Source organism: Cupriavidus pinatubonensis (genome assembly GCF_019602855.1).
Taxonomy (GTDB): Bacteria; Pseudomonadota; Gammaproteobacteria; order Burkholderiales; family Burkholderiaceae; genus Cupriavidus; species Cupriavidus pinatubonensis.
Genome location: NZ_CP080766.1, coordinates 1,632,044 through 1,650,558, shown reverse-complemented (window position 1 = coordinate 1,650,558; position 18,515 = coordinate 1,632,044). Strand labels below are relative to the sequence as shown.

The window sequence follows — 18,515 nt, the reverse complement described above, 5'->3', positions numbered from 1 at the left end:
CGCTGGACGCGGCCTAGTGATTCAGCAACGCATCCCCCACCGGAATCACGAGCACATCGCCCGTCATACAAGCGATGTCATCGCCAGCCAGCCAGCGCGATACCAGATCCGTCAGCCGGCCGCCGATACGCGCCAGTTCGGCCGGATCGGCCAGATAGACCGCATCGATCACGTCCTGGTCGAACTGCAGCGCCGCGCCGTGGCGCGGGCGTATTACCCCGGCACCCGGCGGTTCGGCCTGCCAGATCACCTGCACCTGGCAACCGCCGCCCGCGCTGTATTGCGCCGACATCGGGAAGAGACGGCACGTATGCTCGCGGGTCCACTCGACAAGGGCTGTCATGGCGGTTCCCCTTTCCACGGGCGCCGGCGTGCCGGCTGGATCGCTCAACGGCTCAACACATGGTAGAGCCAGTCATGCGCGCGCCTGGGCACACCAAGGCCATTGGCGTCCAGCAGGCGCCCACGCACACGCAATTCGCCCCCGTACAGGGCGTCCACCGCCGTCTGGGCATCCGGAAAGCGGCCGACAACGCCGCTGCCCAGCATCAACATCCAGTCTTTTTCCCGTGGTATCAGGGTCAGTTGCCCTGCGGCGGTCTGGTAGAAGAAGTACCCGTACATTCGTACCCCAGAGCCTTGCTCGTCCTGTAGATGTTAGTCGTTCTCGCTGCGACTGGCATGCCGAGTCTGCGATGCGGCGATCTGAACGCTTCCGCTAGCCATGATGAATTGTTTCGACGGCGGACTCGGTGCCACGCGGTTTGCGCCAAGATATCCGCAAGCATGGTCGGCGGCCTTTGCACGGCACGGCCACCCAAGCCAGACCTGAGCCAGACCCGAGCCGTACATGCGGCGTCCGCTGATCTGTCCCATGAACGTTGCGATCCGACCCCGATGGTTGGCTGCGCTGCTCGCTGCCGCACTGCTGCTGGCAGTCGACAGCGCGCGCGCGGCCGCCGCGACGACCACGGCCACGGCCACGGAACAGCCAACGCCGGCGCCGGGGCCACCGCCTGCCGTCACGCCGCCACAGCCCCCGACCGTACCGACCCCGGGCCTCGGCCGTCCGCGCATCTGCCTGGTACTGTCCGGCGGCGGCGCACGCGGTGCGGCACATATCGGCGTGCTCAAAGTGCTGGAAGAACTGCGCGTGCCGGTGGACTGTATAGCCGGCACCAGCATGGGCTCGCTCGTCGGCGGTGCCTATGCCAGCGGCATGTCGCCCGCCGACATGGAAAAGCTCGTGGCGGGCCTGTCCACCGCGAAAATCTTTAAGGAACGCCCGCCGCGCCAGGACCTGACGGTGCGCCGCAAGCTGGACGACTACACCAACCTGTTCACACCCGAGATCGGCATCAAGGACGGGAGCATCCAGTTGCCCAAAGGGGCGGTATCCGGCGTGCAGCTCGAGACCGTGCTGCGCCAGCTGGCCAAGGTCCCAGGCTACCGTGACTTCGACCGGCTGCCGATTCCCTACCGTGCCGTGGCCACCGATCTCGTCGCGGGCACGCCGGTGGTCTTCAGCAAGGGCGAACTGGCGCAGGTCATGCGCGCCAGCATGTCCGTGCCCGGCGCGGTCGCGCCGGCCGAATACGAGGGACGGCTGCTCGTGGATGGCGGCCTGACCGATAATCTGCCGGTGGACGTGGCGCGCCAGATGGGCGCCGACATCGTCATTGCGGTGAACCTCGGCACGCCGCTGATGCGGCGTGACGAACTGAATTCGATTCTCGGCGTCACGGGACAGATGCTGAACATCCTGACCGAGCAGAACGTGCGCAGTTCACTGGCCTTGCTCAAGTCCACGGATGTGCTGATCCTGCCGGAACTGGGCGATTTCTCGGCCAGCGACTTCGATCACCTGACCAACACCATTCCCGTCGGCGAAGCCGCGGCGCACAAGGTGGCCGACCGCCTTGCGCCGCTGGCGCTGCCCCCGGGGCAGTACGCCGCGCTGCGCATCCGCCAGCAAACGCTGGATCCGCCGGACCTGCGCCCCGTCGACGAAATCCGCTTCGCGCCGATGCAGCGCGTCAACCCCGGCTATGCCGCGTCGGTGATGGAGACCAAACCCGGCGAACCGATCGACCAGGCACAGCTTGACCTCGACATGCGGCATCTGTTCGGCACTGGCGACTTCGAGCATGTGAACTACGGCTTCCTGGAAGAGCCAGGCCGACGCATCATGGCAGTCGATGCCATCGAAAAAACCTACGGCCCGAACTATCTGCGCTTCGGCTTGGGATTGACCACGGATTTCCGCGGCGAATCCTATTTCAACCTCGTCGCCAGCCATCGGCGCCCGTGGATCAACTCGCTCGGCGCCGAATGGCGCAACGACCTGCAGGTCGGCCAGACCTCCGCGCTGCACAGCGAGTTCTACCAGCCGCTCAACACGCGCCAGTACTTCTTCGTGGCGCCGCGCATCGACCTGGAGCGCAGACCGGTCAACATTTTCCAGGGCAACACCCGCATCGCGCAGTACGACGTACGCAGCTATAGCGTGTCGCTGGACTTCGGCAGCCAGTTCACCAAGTACGGTGAAGCGCGCATCGGCGTGCAAGTCGGCTCTCTCGATGCCTCGCTCAGTACAGGTCCCGCGCAACTGGCGCCCGAGCCCGGCCATATCCGCCTCGGGGCGATCACGGGGCGACTCTTCCTGGATCAACTGGACAGCACATCTTTTCCCCGCAGCGGCTATGCCGGCTGGCTGAAACTCTATGCCTCCCAGCCTGGGCTGGGCGCCGAGCAGGCCTATGTCAAAGGCACCATCGACGGCACCTACGCCTTTTCGTTCGGCAACAACACGTTCAACCTGGGCTTCAAGGCGGGCAGCAAAATCGGCGACAACCCCCTGCCGCGCTACGACTACTTTCAGTGGGGCGGATTCCTTCAGCAATCGGGCTACAGCACCGGGCAACTCTTGGGCGCCGACCTGCAGTTCGCGCGCATTGTCTACTACAACAAGCTTGCACGGCAGAGTCTGCTGGAAGGCGTCTATGCCGGCATGTCGCTGGAAGCGGGCCGCGTGGGGCAGCCGCTGGTGCCTGGCAGCCCGACCGGGGTGCTCAAGTCGGGGTCGATCTTCCTGGCGCTGGATAGCCCGGTTGGCCCGCTTTATCTCGCTTACGGGCGGGCTGCCGCGGGCGTCTACAGCTTTTATCTGTTCCTCGGCAAGCCTTACTGAGGGGTTGACTATTCAATTGTTGCTCAGCGTTGCCCCACTAAAGTTGTATGTAATGTCTTAATACATAAGGTATAATGTCCTTGTCGTTGAGACACAGACCCCGTCTTGACTGACGCCCCCCTTCCCCATCGCCGCCGCAAGCGGCGATTTTTTTGGGTTTTCGATCAGGGGGATGGGGATTGTCGTCGTAACGCGATGGGTCAGTGCCGGTCCTGTACGGCCTTCAGCAGCTTGAGCCGCGTCTTGCCGTCCGGCGTGAAATGGGTGCCGAAACGCACGAGCCCCGCCTGATGCAGGTGGCAGCTCATGGTGAAGCTCAGCAGCATGCCGGGCTCCGTTTCCTCGATCGTGATGTCGATCGCCCTGAGACGTGGCTCGTAGCGCAGCAGCGTTGCCTCGATCTCCCGCTGGAGCGTGTGCGCGGAAGCTGGCAGGTGGCGGTAAATCCGCGACAGGTCTCCAAGTCCATAGTCGGGCAGGTGTGCCAGCCCGCCCCGGCGACTGTTGAGGATGCGCTGGATGTTGTCCTGCACTGACAAGAAGGTCTGCGTGGCCGGATCGAACTCGTCCACGGCGACGCCGTTCGCAAAATATCCCGTCACCGCCTCGAAGAGCCCTGGCCCGCCCCGCGTCACCGCGACACCTCTTCAATCTCCACGCCAATACCGTCTTCGTCGGAAAGCGACAGCCGGATTGCGGCCAGGATTTGCGTGTCCATCATGCGCGCGAGCAACTCGCGCGCCAGCACAGGCAGAATCTGCTGATCCAGCAGGCTGTCGATGTTGCGGGCGCCGGAATCGGGGAGCAGGCAGGCACGGACCAACTCGGCCACCAGCGCGTCCTCGCACTGCAGTGGCACGCCGAAGCGGCGCTCGATGCGAGTTGCCACCTTCGCGAGCTTCATGCGTACGATCCTTTCCATGGCCTCGGCGGCGAGGGGACGGTATACGACGGTCTGGAAGCGCGCCAGCAACGCGGGCTGGAAATGGTCCACCAGCTGGGGCCGGATGGTCTCCATCAGTATGGCGGTGGTGATATCGCCGCCAGCTTCGGCAACGGCCTGGTTGGCTGCAAGAATTTCATCGCTGCCCAGGTTCGACGTCATGAGAATGACCGTGTTGCGGAAGTCAATGACCCGGCCCTCGCCGTCGCGCATGAAGCCGCGATCGAACACCTGGTAGAACAGGTTCAGCACATCGCGGTGGGCCTTTTCCACTTCATCCAGCAACACCACACTGTAGGGACGCTGGTGAACGGCCTCGGTCAGGATGCCGCCTTCGCCATAGCCAACATAGCCCGGCGGCGAACCCTTCAACTGGGAGACGGTGTGTGCCTCCTGATATTCAGACAGGTTGATGGTAATGAGCGATCGCTCTCCGCCAAACATCAGGTCGGCCAATGCTCGCGCAGTTTCTGTCTTGCCGACTCCGGACGGACCGACTAGCAGAAAAACCCCAATGGGTGCTTCCTCGCACTTGAGCCCCGCCCTGGCAGCACGCAGGCTCTTGCCAAGCGCGGCCAGCGCTTCGTCCTGACCCACCACCACCTCACCCAAGCGGGATTCCAGTTCCAGCAACGTGGCGAGTTCATTGGACAGCTGACTGTCGACTGGAACCCCGGTCCAGTCGGCGATGACCTGCGCGATGACGTTCTCATCGACTTCCGCATGAATCAGGGACGTCTGGCCGGCACGCGCGAGCACCTGGTGTGCTGCCAGGATCGACGGCTCCAGATCCCGGCGCACCGAAGCATCCGAGGCGGCTTGCCATTGCCCACGCAAGGCCAGCAGCGCCTGCGCGGAGTCCTTCTGTTCGGCAAAGGAGCGCTCAAGCTCTTCGTGTTGGGCATCCAGTGACGCCAGTCGCTCATCGATGGCGGCCAGCCGTTCGGCGTCGCTGGTCCCGGTGGCACCCTGATCCTGTCGCAGGGCGGTTCGCTCGACCTCCAGTGCGGCGCGCTCGGCTTCGCAGGCGGAGATGGCGACCGGTGTCGCCTCCTGGCTCATCCGCACGCGAGCGGCGGCAGTGTCGAGCAGATCTACCGCCTTGTCAGGCAACTGGCGCCCGGTGAGATACCGGCGCGAAAGTCTGACCGCTGCTGCAACTGCTGCATCGGTGATGTGCACCCCGTGGTGCTGCGCATAGCGCTCCTTGAGTCCCCGCAGCATCAGGCAAGCGCCGTCATCGTCTGGCTCGTCGACCTTGACCATCTGGAACCGGCGCTCAAGCGCCGCGTCACGCTCAAAGTACTGCTTGTATTCCGACCAGGTCGTTGCGGCGATCGTGCGCAGTTCGCCGCGTGCAAGCGCGGGTTTCAGGAGGTTGGCGGCGTCGGCGCCGCCGGCATTGTTGCCCGCGCCAATCAGCGTGTGCGCCTCGTCGATGAAGAGCAAGATCGGCGTGGACGACTGCTGCACGGCCTCCATCACGTTCTTGAGGCGCTGTTCGAACTCTCCCTTGACGCCAGCTCCGGCCTGCAGGAGCCCCAGATCCAGCGTCAGCACGCTGACATCGCGGATGACTGCCGGGACATCTGCTTGCGCGATCTTAAGGGCCAGCCCTTCGACCAGCGCCGTTTTACCTACCCCCGGCTCGCCTACCAGGATCGGATTGTTCTTACGGCGACGCGCGAGAATATCGATCATCTGGCGGATCTCCGTGTCACGGCCGAACACGGGGTCGATTCTGCCGTCGCGCGCCTTCTGCGTAATGTCGGTAGTGAACCGTGCCAGCGCAGAGGTGTCGGCCTGACCCGGCAACGGTCGGGGTGGCATCGTCGGCGTCTGCGATGGGGAGTCGGACATCCGCGGATTTGCCGGCGTGGGAGATGCACCCGGGAGATCAGCTTCGGTGGAGATCTTATCCAGTTCAGGAATCAGGCGTTCAATCTGTGTCGCCGAAATACTCAGCAATGGCCAGGCATCCGGCGCCCGCAGCAGGTTGGGAGTCTCCGCCAACGCGGCCAGGAGGTGGGCGGAGCGGATCGAATGCGCCCCGCTATCAAGAGAGGCCTTGACCCAGGCCGCTTCCAGCCATTGGCCAAGACGTGCCGACAATCCCGGCTTGCCGCGCAGGTCGTGTGGCAGCCGGTCAATGGCGGTAAGCAGACCATTCCAGACTCCATCCACGTCCAGTTCATATCGCCGCAGGATCGCCAGCAGGTCGCCTTCGCCGAGTTCCAACAACTTGACCAGCCAGTGCTCCACCTCGATGTCCCGGTGGGCTCGCGTTTCACAAAGGCTGGCGGCATCGGCCAGCGCATGGGCGCAGTGCGCATTCAGGCGGCGCAGAAACGGGGAATAGTCACGGCTGGTCATGGCGAACTGCAGAAGAGAAAGTGAAGTGCGGCAACTGGTGTCAGGTGCCGCACGCATTGCGGTCCGGTGTCAGGCACCGGCTATATGGCGCTTATGAGCGCTCGTTCCAGCTGTCGGCGTGAATGATGTTGCCGTCCTTATACGACCAGATGATCTTCTCGTAGCGCAGCTCGATGTCCTCGAGATGGTTATGTTTTTCGTAGGCCGGGTTCTTGATGTCCAGCATCTTCGGCGTGACGCCGACCACCTTGACGTTTTCCAGCTTGGTGTTGAAGTACTCCTTCTCCTTGCCGGCGTCATCGATCTTGTACCACTTGATCTCAATCGACTTCAGCGTCTGTCCGCTGGTGACCGCCTTGTACAGGTAGGGGGTCGAGGCATCCGTTTCCTTGGTGAACACGATCGGCTTGTGCACGCGGGTGCCGGTCAGCTTGCCGGTGTTCGAGTCGGTCGGGATGTTGACGGCGTGGTCGAAGGCGACGACTTCGACGCTGCCCTCGCGGCCGGACACGGTGACCGAGCCCTTGATATCGGCTCCGCCGTCGTCCTTGATCCACATGTATGCGGGAATTGCCATTGCTTCCTACTCCTTTTGCTGGAATGAACAGGCCGACTGGCCCAAAGTTTCCTGAACGCCGCGACGGTCATCGCGGCAATCTGGGACGAGGGTAATCTCGACACGGCGGTTAGCCGAACGTCCGGCTTCCGTGTCGTTGGGTGCTTTGGGACGGGTGTCGCCATAGCCCTGGATTGCGAAGCGCGTCACCGGCAGACCAGCCGCATCGGCGAGCCAGTCGCGCACCGAGGCGGCACGTGCCTCGGACAGCTTGAGGTTTGATTGGGCGGCGCCTACGGCGTCGGTGTGTCCAGCAACCAGTACGCGCTTGTCCGGATGAGCCTTGATCAGCTCCAGCGCGCCGATCAGGACGCGGTTGGACCCGGGATTGAGCACCGCGCTGCCGCTCTTGAACAGCGAAAGGCTGTTCAGTTCGATGGTCGAAGGCGGTGGTGCTGGCGGCTGATAGCCTGCGATCAGGGTGTTGAGGGGCGCCAGCAGCTTCGCGCCCCGATAGAAGCCCAGCCCGAGCCGTGGCGGCACGCCGGCGCTCTGGTACTGCTCGAGTTCATCTCGATCGCGCTTGAGCGCCTGCAACGCGTCGACCCGTGCGGCGTCGTGCTCCGCGCCGATGGTGCGGTAATGGGCCATGTCGCCAAAGACGCGCGTCACCAATGCGCGGTTCTGCCAAGCTGACGCGGCTGCGGCCGCGCAGAAGCTCAGGGCCAGCCAGGCAAAGGCGTGTGCTAACGCGCTCGGCAAGGCGCGTCGCACAGGCTGCACAGCAATGCCACGGATCAATGCATCCGGCAAGGGATAGGACGCCCTATTCCCTTCCCGTGCGGACGTTGCCAATCCAGTGAGCTGCGTCACAAAACGGGCGTAGAGCGAATCATGAGCCGGGATGCCTTTCACGGCAGTCACGCCGAAGGCCGCCACGCGGACCGGGCGCCCGCTTCGTCCTGATTCCCGCCCGTCATCCCGCAAGGCCGGCAACAATGCGCCGGACGCCCACCTGACGAGCGCATCCAGGCGTGCGGCGCGCCCCATGCGCTCCGCACGGTCAACTGGCGCTGCCGCCTGCGGATACTGTGCAAGGCGGTCGGCCAGTTGGTCGCACAGCGCTTCTCCCGAGGGCAGGCTCCCGCCAGAGATGCCAAACCACGGGCAGTCATCAGGGGGGCCGCTGGCTTCTTCCGCGTACACGGCGACGCAGACCGGCAGCGGATACCCGACGGCACGACTGGCCTCGCCGATAGCAGCACGCCAACGCCTGAGTCCAGCGCTGAGCGTAGCCGGATCGCATGCCTGGTCCGCGCCTACCAGGCACGCGACGGCATCGGGCCCCTGGCCCTCGCGCCAGCGCTTCAGCGCATCGGCCACGTAGGCCAGCCTGGTGGGCTCGTGCACGCGCACCCAGATCGCGGCGTCCGTCATCCGAACCAGCGGTTCGCCAAAGACCAGCGCGGGCGCGCAGTCGCCCACGGTCAGCACGATCGGGGTGTTTTGGCGAAGGTCTCCCGGAAGCGTGTCCAACGACACGTGGATGGCCTCCAGTACGGCCCGCGACGCCTGTCTGCGGGCACGGGCACGCCGCGTCGCAACCACGATAGCCACAAGCGCCAGCACGATGACGAGCCCGGCCAGCAGCAGGTTCCAGGTCATTGCCCAGGGAGAGCTGAGGGCCAGCCAGGCCAGCGCGAGCGCCGTGACCCAACTGAAAAGCGTGCGATAGGGATAGCCTGTCACGAACACCCTTTCAGCCACCGAGCTGGGCGATCGACACGGCCAGCCATCGGTCCAGCGCAACATAGACCAGAGCCGCACCAGCCAGGGCGATGCCCACCCAGGCCACTGGCGACAGGCCTCGCCATTCTCTTGCCTGCCCACTCGTAACGATCACCGGCCCCGTGTTCTTTTGAACGCCGCCACGCTCCAGACGCTCGTCGATGGCACGCATCAGCCGCTCGCGGGCGCCGGTGCCCTCCAGCGCGAACTTGCCCTGGAAGCCCAGCCCCAGCACGGTGTAGAAGACGGCCAGCAGGGGCAACACCGGCTGGGGTTCGGCCAATCGGCGCTCGATGCGGGCAATCAGTTCCTCGCCAGCGTCATGGCTCTGGAACTCCTTGACCTGCAGGGGTTCACGTTCCCAGGCATCGCGCTCCTTGGCCTGCAGACTGCGCAAGGCCACCTCGTCCAGCAACGCGCATTGGGCGTAGGCCGCATCTTCGACCACGGCCGTCGAATGCCCGGCCGCGTGGAACTCTTCACGCAGGCGGCTCAAGTGCTCAAGGCACCTGGTCCGGAAGGTCTCGAAAGTCTCCGGCTTGGCTTCCCCGGCAAGTTCCGTAACGGTCAAGGCCGTGTCGCGCAAGGCGAGAGGCAGAATGGTAGTAAGCGTCGTCATGCCGGCAATACCGCAAAAAGTTCAAGCGATACGTCCGGCACGGAGGCCGGAACATAGAACTGGCACGCGCGCGCGGCCAGCATGCGCTGGAAGGCCGGATGCGCGCTATCCAGTGCGAAGTACTGATTCTCGACACGGACCGGAATCGCTGCGGGAAGGCGGGACATGGTGCGCAAGGGAATACCCGGCAGCGCTGAGTTGACGATCTGTTCGACTTCGTCTGGCGCACCTGCCTTGCACAGGCGCGGCAGCTGTTCGAGCAGTGTGTGAGCGGGCAAGCCTGCCTGGACGGACAAGTAGTACTCGGCGCCTTCCACCAGCCGTTCGTCGAGGATCTTGCCAACCCAGGCCGTGGGCCTTGTTCGTTCCAGCGCAACGGGAACCACCCGCGACGGGATGACTGTGTCGAGCAGCGTGCGGATTAGCGATTCCAGTTCCGCGAACACCGGTTCTGGCGCCAAGTGGTTGTAAGCGGGAATGGCCTGTAATGTCTCGGTGGTCGAGAAAGTCAGCAGCGCCCCGGCCAGGCGGGACAGCACGCCATAGAGTCGTTCCGGATGTTGCCGCGGTGCTGCACACAGGCGGGCCAGCTCCGGCCAATTGCTGTTGACGCTATGCAGCAGCCAGAAGAGCGCCACATCTGCCACGGCGAAGTCGGCAATCTGGTCCGAGCGCTCCCTTCGGCGCACGGCCAGGCTCGCACTCTTGGCGGCAAGGATCTCCGAGAGCCGCTTCATCCGCTCGGTAAGCCTATCGCTCGCAGCGACAAGCAAGCACGGCGGCACGAATGTCGGGTCGAGTTCAAATCGCCCGTGCGGCGTGCGGATCAGCCGGGCGATCGGGCAGGTCACATAGTCGCCGTGGGCCTCGAAATCGAAGAGCAGTGCGAGCGCGTGCCGCTCGACGCTAATCTCTTCCTTGCCTTCGCCATGCAGATCGGCCACTGACAGATACTCGCGCACGAAGCGTCGCGGCCGGGCGGGACGCTCGCCGTCCTCCATGCAGTTGCCACCCTGGGCGTCCACCAGTGGCAGGCCGACCAGTACGACTGCCGCATCGACACTAGCCGGCACATCGGCGAGATCGCGTGCCGGTGGCGTGCGGTCCGCGGTTTCCGTGTCAATCACCGTTCCGTCGGGCAGGCGCACAGTCAAGGCACTGACGGCCAGTCGGTGGATGGATAGCGCTTGCGGGTCGAGTGCGACACGAACGGTGCCCCACGGCTCCGGACACGCAATGCGCGCAACCAGCTCGTCGGTATGGCGCTCCCACAGCGCTTGCTGCTGAAAATGCTGTGGAGTCATGAAAATGCCTTGTGCCCACAGCGGTCTCGTTATCTTCATGTGTGATCAATCGCCGCGCAGTCTGAGGCGCGTCATCGTGGCTGAGGCTGCGCATTGCATGGAGGACTTTCCTCCACGCAATGCGCAGCAGTGCTGGCGAACCGGTTCAGTGCACTCAGTTCTTCGCCTTCGGCATCTGCGACACCAGCGACAGGTTGATGTCCAAGCCCTCGATCTGGAAGTGCGGCACGATGAAAAGCTTGACGCGGAAGAAGCCCGGGTTGTCCTCGATATCCTCGACAATTACCTTCGCCTCGCGCAGCGGGTGCGAGGCCTGCAGCTCGTCGCCCGGATCGGTCATTTCTGTCACCAGCGTTTTGACCCACGTGTTCAGCTCCAGCTCCAGCAGGCGCCTGTCCTTGGTGGTGCCGATGTTCTCGCGCTGAATCAGCTTCAGGTAATGGGCGATCCGCGACAGCAGGAAAATGTATGGCAGGCGCGCGTTGACCCGGCTGTTGGCCGTGGCCTCGCTGGTGTCATAGAGCGCCGGCTTCTGCGTGGAGTGCGCCGAGAAGAAGCAAGCGAAGTCGTGGTTCTTGTAGTACGACAGCGGGATGAAGCCCAGATTGGCGAACTCGAACTCGCGCGTTTCCGGGATCAGCACCTCGGTGGGGATCTTGGCCTGATTACCGGTACCCAGGTCATACAAGTGGATCGGCAGGTCCTCCACCAGGCCGCCGGCCTGCGGGCCGCGAATCTGCACGCACCAGCCGTTCTTGATGAAGCTTTGCACCATGTTTGCGGCAAAGGCGAACGAGGCATTCGCCCACAGATAGCGATTGTGATCGGGGCCCTTGACGGCCTCGGTATAGTTGAAGGCGCGCACTGGCACCGTTTCGGGACCATAGGGCAAACGTGCGAGGAAGCGCGGCAGCGTCAGGCCGATGTAGCGGGCATCGTCGGAATCGCGGAAGCTCTTCCACTTCAGGTATTCCGCACGGTCAAAATAATTGCCGATGTCTCGAATGCTGGCCACGTCCTCCATCGAGTCCTTACCAAAGAACTTCGGTGACACCGATCCAATGAACGGCATGTGGGCCGCCGCCGAAACCTTCGAGATATTGCGCAGCAGGGCGATATCCTGGGGGCTGCGATCGAACGCGTAGTTGGAGATGATCGAGCCGATCGGCTCGCCGCCCGGCGTGTCGTATTCCTGGATGTACGTATGCAGGTACAAGCCGCTCTGGATCACTTCCGGCGTGTCTTCGAAGTCCTGGCGCAATGCTTCCTTGGAAGCATCCAGCACCTCGATCTTGACGTTCTTGCGGAAGTCCGTGCGGTCGACCAGGAACTTCAGCCCGCGCCACGCAGACTCGATCTGCTGGAATGTTTCGTGGTGCATGATTGCATCAAGCTGGCGGCTGATCTGCTCGTCCAGGTGCGCGATATGAAAATCCAGCAGGCTCTTATCGAGCCGGTCCACCTGCTGCGATGAATCCTGGATCATCTTCAGGAATACGTGCATCGCTTGCGCAACACGCTCATCCAGCGATGAATCGGACAATGCTTCTGGGCTCTGGAAGGATTCCACCGGACGTGCGCTCCTGACCGGGGTCAGGTTGATCTTCTCGCAAAGGGATTCGTAGACGGTCTTGCCAGGCGCGTCCAGCACAACGGTGTCAACCTCGCTGTGAGCGAGTGCGGAAATCTCTTGTTTGGCCATGGGATTCAATCCTAAATAGGCTGATTACTGGGCGGACGGGGCGTTCTCGCCAATCCTTTGCAGATCGGCACGCAGGCGCTCGGACAGGGACGGATCCTTGAGGATCTTTTCCAGCTCGCGGCGGAACATCGCGTTGTCGAGCAGATTCGACTTGAGGTCGCGCAGCAGGTTACGCGCGGCCATCAACGCCCGCAACTCGGGTACGCGGCCCGCCACAACTTCCGGTTTGAAGTCGTCCATGGACTTGAAGTCAAGGTCGACTGGAAGTTCCGAGCCATCGCCGGCCAGCGTGTTGCCGACCGCAATCCTGGCCTTGGGATTGAAATCGGCGAGGACGGAATTGAAGTTGTTCTTGTTGATCGAGACCTTCTCACGCTCTGCAAGGGCGCGGGTGTCCTGTCCATTGCTGTAGTCGCCCATCACCAGCATCTTGAGCGGCAACTCGACCTTCTTCTGCGCACCGCCGGTATGCAGGTCCAGCTTGATGTTGATCCGTGCTTTGGGCACTTCATTCTGGAAACTTTCAGCCATTTTTTTCCCTCTTATCTCTGATTAAAAAGTTGCTTGGAGCATGAAACCAGATCCATATTCTGTAGTCCGGCGCGGGCGATCCGGTGTGATAAGTAACATGAAAGATCAGCGGAAAATATATGAAACTTCCCAAATTTAAATACCGATTTACAGATCATTGATTTAAATCGATATTTGACCTAGATATGTTTGCGTCCGTAATAAATTAGCGTACCGTCCGGACCGAGGAGAACGTGAGAACGCCCGAATTGCCGCTCTCCGGCAGGGTTCGATCACGTTGAGAACGGAGCAAAGAACAATGGCTAGTGTGGTGGAGGAACCAAAGGCGACTGCGAGCGATCTGCCCAAGGGAATTACCGGTCGACAGGCGTATTTCCTGGAGGTCCCCAGCGCGCCCACTGCCGCCGCGCTTTCAGTGGTGTCGTTCAAGGCCGTGGAGCGCCTGGGTGAACCCTATGTGGTGACCGTGCAGCTGACGCATCCGCTGGAACTGGACCGCGCGGACTATCTTGGTCGCGACGCGGCGTTCGTGATCGACGCCGCCGACGGTGACGAGCCTCGCCGGTTCGCCGGCTGCATTACCCGCTTCGCCAAGACCAGGCAGACGCGCGACTTCGCTGCCTATGAAATGGTGGTGGAACCCCTCGTGGCGCGCTTGCGGCTCACGCATGCCAGCCGTGTCTATCAGCACAAGACCGCGCCGCAGATCATCGAGGCCATCCTGCGGCGGCACGACCTCAAGGGACACCAGTTCGCCTTCAAGACGCGCCGCCAGTATCCGCAGCACAAGTTCCGGCTCCAGTACCAGATGTCCGACTGGGACTACATCCGCCTGCTGATGGAGCAGGAAGGGTTGTACAGCTACTTCGTTCCGGGCAAATTCGGGGAAAACTGGGTGGTGGCGGACGATATCGACCACTACCTTTATCAGCCGGAACTGCGGCCACCGTATCAGGAGACAGCAGGGCTGGAATCCGGGGTGGAAGCCGTCTACGCCATCAAGACCGTCGCCAGGACGGTGGCGCAATCGGTCCGGGCCGCTGACCGCAACCCGGCGCAGGCCTACGAGCGCTTCCAGGCCGAGGCGAACATCGCGCGCAAGGACCGCACGACTTACGGCCAGCCATACTTCTATGGCACGCACCACCTGGATCAGGACAGCGCCAAGTGGGAAGCGCAGCTACGCCACGAGGCAGCCATTGCCGGGCAAGTCGTCTATGAGGGCGAGAGCAACGTGCTGGAGTTGCGCCCGGCACGCATCCTGCGCCTGAACCTTGCGCTCCTCGATGCGCCCAACGGTCAGGTGATCACCGAGGTCACGCACAGCGGCGCGCGCGATCAGGCCTACCGCAATTCCTTCAAGTCCATTCCGTCCGACCGGCGCTTCCGGCTGCCGCTAGACGAAGCGAACTGGCCGCGCATTGCAGGCACGCTCGGTGCACGCGTCACGTCACCGAACAAGTACAAGTACGCCTACCTGACCCAGGACGGGCATTACACGGTGCGCTTCGACCTGGACTTCGAGGAGTGGCCCTCCGGCGGCGAGAGCGTGCCGCTACGCCTCGCCAAACCCTTCGCTGGCGGCCTTCAGACTGGCTTCCACTTCCCGCTGCTGGACGGAACTGAGGTGGCCATTGCCTTCACGGACGGGAACCCGAACAAGCCCTATATCGCGTCGGCCCACCACAACAGCTATCAGGGCGACCACATCACGACCGCGGACCGGTGGCTGTCGCGCAATGTTATCCGCACGCAGAGCAACAACAAGCTGCGCATGGAGGATTGGGAGGGCCAGGAAGGCATCAAGCTCTCGACGGAGTACGGCGGCAAGACCCAACTCAATCTGGGCTACCTGGTTGACGGCAAGAAGCAGAAACGCGGCGACGGCTTTGAATTGCGCACGTCCGGATGGGGTGCCGTGCGTGGGGGCAAGGGTCTGCTGATCTCGGCAGATGACCAGCCGAACGCCCACGGCCAGCAACTTGATATGGAGGCTGCAAAGGGGCTACTGCAGCAGGCGCTTCAGCAAAGCGAGGCGTTGGGTGCTGCGGCCAAGGCAGCCGAGGCGGTAGCCGCTGACTACGCTAGGCAGAAAGCCCTCCTCGATGAGTCTCTCGCACAACTCAAGAGAGCGGGAATTCTCGTCAGTGCTCCTGCCGGCGTGGCGCTGGCCTCCGGTAATGACCTGCAATGCACAGCCGCCCAAAACCTCATTGCTACGGCGGGCAGCCACGCGGATTTCAGCATCGCAAAACGCTTCACGCTGGCTGCGGGCGAGTTGGTGTCCATCTTTGCCCAGAAGCTGGGCGTCAAGTTGGTTGCTGCGCGGGGAAAGGTTGAACTCCAGGCCCAGAGCGACGAAATGCGTCTTCTCGCGGATAAACACATGACGATTACCAGTGCAAATGGTCGCGTCGTCATCGAGGCAAAGGACGAGCTGCTGCTCAAGTGTGGCGGCTCGTATCTGCGAATGTCGTCAACCGGGATCGAGGACGGAACGCGCGGAGACCGGACCATCAGGTCGGCGGCATTCAGCCGCCAGGGACCCAGCTCGCTGGCTCAGTCGATGAACACGTGGCAGCACGCAAAATTCAATGACACCTATGTCCTTCGGAATCCATCGACAGGGGAGCCACTCTCCAACTCTGCCATTGAAATAGCCAGAGGCGACGGCACGAGACTCAAGATGCAAACGGACGCGTCCGGCAAGACGCCAGTCCAGAAGAGCATCTTCGTGGAGCCCGTACAAATTCGTCCGCTCGACTAACTCCCCAATTCGTTGCGAAGACTATGGCCGAATCCAATACCGTCATCATTCACAGTACCGTCGACAAGAACGGCGATCAGTACAGTTCCGCGACACTGACCTCTGAGGAGGACCAGCGTGAAAAAATCGTGCTGGCAAAGCCGTATGTGATTCCCATCCTTTTCGTACCGGGCATCATGGGAACCAACCTCCGTAAGAAGGAAGGCAAATCAAGCGCGTGGAGTCCCCCGAACCTCGATCTAAGAGGTGGAGCAGACCTGATCGTGCAACTGTTCAGCTACCTACTCAAGAATACCAACGAGCGGGCCGATGACCTGGCGACCGAAACGGTTGAGGTCGACCCCAGTGGGCCTATTGACGCGGGCGAAAGCGGACTGCCGAAGAACGTGTTGGTAGCGCGCGGGTGGGGTGCATTGATGCGCTCCAGCTACCACCCATTCATGGGGCAGTTGCAAAAACTGCTCAATGACTTGGCCCGGTACGATTTCGATCGTTGCGAAGCCGACTTCAAGGGTTGGGCGGAGGAATCTAGTCAGGATTCGCCGAGCGAATGGGGTGCAAAAGAGGGCGACGCGCTGACACGAGAAGAAGTTTTGCACGCAGCCAACTATCAGTTCGATGTTTGGGCAGGTGGTTACAACTGGCTGCAGAGCAACAAGGATTCTGGCGCAGCCATCAAGGACCTGGTCGAAAACACGATTCTTCCCTACTACAACGAGGGCAAGCGCGTGACCGTCAAGGACACACCGGATGGTGAGGGGAGCAACCAATGCAGTATTCAGCGCAAGAAGCCGAATCGGCCGATGGCGGAAAAGGTCATCGTCGTCACTCACTCGATGGGAGGGCTGGTCAGCCGTGCGCTGACCGAGATTCATCAATGCGACAAGGTCCTTGGCGTTTCGCACGGCGTTCAGCCCGCAACAGGTGCGCCGGCCACGTATAAGCGCATGCGCGCGGGCTTTGAAGGAGCGGAAAAGCTGTTTCTGGGGCGCAACGCCGCCGACGTTGTGGCCATTCTTTCGCAAGCTCCGGGTGGACTCGAGTTGTTGCCGACCGCTGATTACAACGACGGCAAGCCATGGCTGTTCGTGCGGGACAACAAAGGAAACGAGCTGATGCCGCCCTTACCGGCAGGTGGAGACCCCTATGAGGAGATCTATCTGTCTCCGGCATGGTATGGGCTTGTGCCTGATCACAATTTGGCGTTGATGGATCCTGGTGACAAGAAAAGCCAAGGACACGAAAAGGAAGAGCGTGATGCTCCTCGCGAAGAGTTGACAACAACCATCGGACTGGTCAGAGAGTTTCACAGCGCTATCGAGAAGCAATATAAGTCGCCCACCTATGCCCACTATGGGGCGCAGGGTCTACGCGAGGTCGACAAGGACGCCGGCGGGCTGCTCGGGTCAGGTCTGATGGCTGCCAAGGACCGTATGAGCTGGGGAGAGGTGACATGGGAAATCAACGAAGTATCCGCTTTCGGTCCGGCGGCAATCACTGTGGTACGGGACGACGGTAAAGGAACGCTTAGAACCAACAAAGGTTCTGTCTTAACGATCGCCGATCCTGACTGTCCTGGTGACGGCACGGTGCCAGTGTACTCGGGCGAAGCCCCAGGTAAAGCCGGCGTTGCGATGAGCTTTGCGCATGGACAGAGTAATCCAGGGCAGAGCAATGAATACTTTTGCTACGACCATCAGGGAAGCTATGGCGACGCGCATCGGCGATCGCTCTTCGCAACGATGTACGCGGTGATCAAGATCGCCCAACAGGCAAACTGGCACAAGAAGGAGAATCCATGAAACAAGGATGGAGAACGCGAGCGATTGGCCGACACTTGGTGGACATCCCCGAGAACGCCAAGACGATCGAGACCTATTCCTTCAACAAGGTCAAGATCAAACCGTTACTGGATATCCGGAGCCAGGAAGACTACGAGCGATTTCTCGCTCAGAAAGTACAGTCGTTGCGCCTAGCCAGGACGGCCACACACGACAGTCTATTCATCGAGCGCGTCTCGCATTCGAACGGTGGAGTAACGTTGATATCCTGGCCGAACTCCGACGCGGAGGAGCGGTATCAGCCTTACGTATTTGATACCTATTTTCGTGCAGGTACGCGATTTCTTAGCTACTCGGGAGATGTGTCAAAAAGTCGCAAATCGACAGCCTTGGCTACTTGCGAAGAGCTCTCTCGCGAGTGGCACCAGATTCCTTCAGGGAAAATTCCAGAGGGTGTCGGCTACGTGGTCGATGACGCAATTCTCGCGGACAACGATTTCAACCGAGAAAGCTGGCGCATGGTCATCCAGTTGCCCGGCAAGCCCGATGTCTTCTTCGAGCTCACATCCTATGCACAGCGTCGGGTGGAACCCGGTTTGCGCGAGCGGGCCGGAGGTGTCGTTGCCGGGCTGCTTGGCACGATAGCGGGGTTCGCGCGTCTACGTGACCGCGCACGTCCGGTCGGCCCCATTCAGGCGGACGAGATCCTGCTGGCAAGCAATCAGGACGGAAAGCGCGGCTACGGATTCAAATGGGAGGCCCCCGGCATGGCGCACTCGCTGGTGGAACCCAATCTGAACGCCACGCTCAGGGTCGGTGAAAGCGCTTACACCACCAACAGGGAATCCTTCGCCAGCGATGAAGAAGCGCTGGAATTGTGGGACGCCGTGATTGATTCTATTCGTCTACGTCCGGGGGCCGTATGAAACCAATCTCTCGCCGTTGTGTTCTTCTTGCGCTG

General features: G+C 62.0%; 14 protein-coding genes. 4 read left to right on the top strand and 10 right to left on the bottom strand.

All coding sequences use genetic code 11. The features are described from left to right. Positions 1-13 precede the first annotated feature (13 nt). Together K2O51_RS07455 and K2O51_RS07450 are read right to left on the bottom strand one after the other, a co-directional pair. Positions 14-343, bottom strand: a complete 330-nt coding sequence (locus K2O51_RS07455; protein WP_011301367.1) for a hypothetical protein — start codon at positions 341-343, stop codon at positions 14-16. A gap of 44 nt (positions 344-387) precedes the next feature. Further along, positions 388-624: a hypothetical protein gene (locus tag K2O51_RS07450; RefSeq protein ID WP_011301368.1), complete on the bottom strand. Its 237-nt coding sequence runs from the start codon at positions 622-624 to the stop codon at positions 388-390. Positions 625-874: 250 nt separating this feature from the next. Between K2O51_RS07450 and K2O51_RS07445 the strand changes: the two genes are divergently transcribed. Then, positions 875-3,190: a patatin-like phospholipase family protein gene (locus K2O51_RS07445; RefSeq protein ID WP_245001788.1), complete on the top strand. Its 2,316-nt coding sequence runs from the start codon at positions 875-877 to the stop codon at positions 3,188-3,190. 200 nt (positions 3,191-3,390) lie between these two features. On the opposite strand, the gene tssE is transcribed toward K2O51_RS07445, so the two are convergent. From tssE to tssB, 8 genes are all read right to left on the bottom strand, one after another. Then, complete coding sequence (tssE, locus tag K2O51_RS07440) at positions 3,391-3,825, bottom strand: type VI secretion system baseplate subunit TssE (RefSeq protein ID WP_011301370.1); 435 nt, start codon at positions 3,823-3,825, stop codon at positions 3,391-3,393. Next, positions 3,822-6,506, bottom strand: coding sequence for a type VI secretion system ATPase TssH (gene tssH, locus K2O51_RS07435; protein WP_220630011.1), 2,685 nt, complete (start codon positions 6,504-6,506; stop codon positions 3,822-3,824). The genes tssE and tssH overlap by 4 nt, the downstream gene beginning before the upstream one ends. 91 nt (positions 6,507-6,597) lie before the next feature. After that, on the bottom strand, positions 6,598-7,083 hold the full coding sequence (locus tag K2O51_RS07430) for an Hcp family type VI secretion system effector (protein WP_011301372.1): 486 nt from the start codon (positions 7,081-7,083) through the stop codon (positions 6,598-6,600). A gap of 6 nt (positions 7,084-7,089) precedes the next feature. Further along, entirely contained in the window at positions 7,090-8,811 is a 1,722-nt protein-coding gene (locus tag K2O51_RS07425; protein WP_245001787.1) for an OmpA family protein, read from the bottom strand. A 10-nt stretch (positions 8,812-8,821) separates the two neighbouring features. Then, a complete protein-coding gene (locus tag K2O51_RS07420; protein ID WP_140949737.1) occupies positions 8,822-9,469 on the bottom strand; it encodes a DotU/TssL family secretion system protein in 648 nt (215 codons plus the stop codon). After that, the gene (gene tssK / locus K2O51_RS07415; RefSeq protein WP_220630010.1) at positions 9,466-10,812 is read right to left on the bottom strand and encodes a type VI secretion system baseplate subunit TssK; all 1,347 of its coding nucleotides are present in this window, start codon (positions 10,810-10,812) and stop codon (positions 9,466-9,468) included. Before tssK ends, K2O51_RS07420 begins: the two co-directional genes overlap by 4 nt. Positions 10,813-10,927: 115 nt before the next feature. Further along, positions 10,928-12,475 carry a type VI secretion system contractile sheath large subunit gene (gene tssC / locus K2O51_RS07410; RefSeq protein WP_220630009.1) on the bottom strand — a complete coding sequence of 516 codons (1,548 nt, stop codon included), beginning with the start codon at positions 12,473-12,475 and terminating at the stop codon, positions 10,928-10,930. Positions 12,476-12,499: 24 nt separating this feature from the next. Then, positions 12,500-13,006 (bottom strand): type VI secretion system contractile sheath small subunit, encoded by a 507-nt coding sequence (gene tssB / locus K2O51_RS07405; RefSeq protein WP_011301377.1) that lies wholly within the window; start codon positions 13,004-13,006, stop codon positions 12,500-12,502. 298 nt (positions 13,007-13,304) lie between these two features. Here tssB and K2O51_RS07400 point away from each other — a divergent pair, with 298 nt between their 5' ends. The 3 genes from K2O51_RS07400 to K2O51_RS07390 are packed head-to-tail and all read left to right on the top strand — an operon-like array spanning position 13,305 to position 18,480. Continuing rightward, positions 13,305-15,773, top strand: a complete 2,469-nt coding sequence (locus K2O51_RS07400) for a type VI secretion system Vgr family protein (protein ID WP_220630673.1) — start codon at positions 13,305-13,307, stop codon at positions 15,771-15,773. Positions 15,774-15,796: 23 nt separating this feature from the next. Continuing rightward, entirely contained in the window at positions 15,797-17,575 is a 1,779-nt protein-coding gene (locus K2O51_RS07395) for an alpha/beta hydrolase family protein (protein WP_011301379.1), read from the top strand. Continuing rightward, positions 17,572-18,480 (top strand): T6SS immunity protein Tli4 family protein, encoded by a 909-nt coding sequence (locus K2O51_RS07390; protein WP_011301380.1) that lies wholly within the window; start codon positions 17,572-17,574, stop codon positions 18,478-18,480. The genes K2O51_RS07395 and K2O51_RS07390 overlap by 4 nt, the downstream gene beginning before the upstream one ends. The last annotated feature ends 35 nt before the right edge of the window (positions 18,481-18,515 follow it).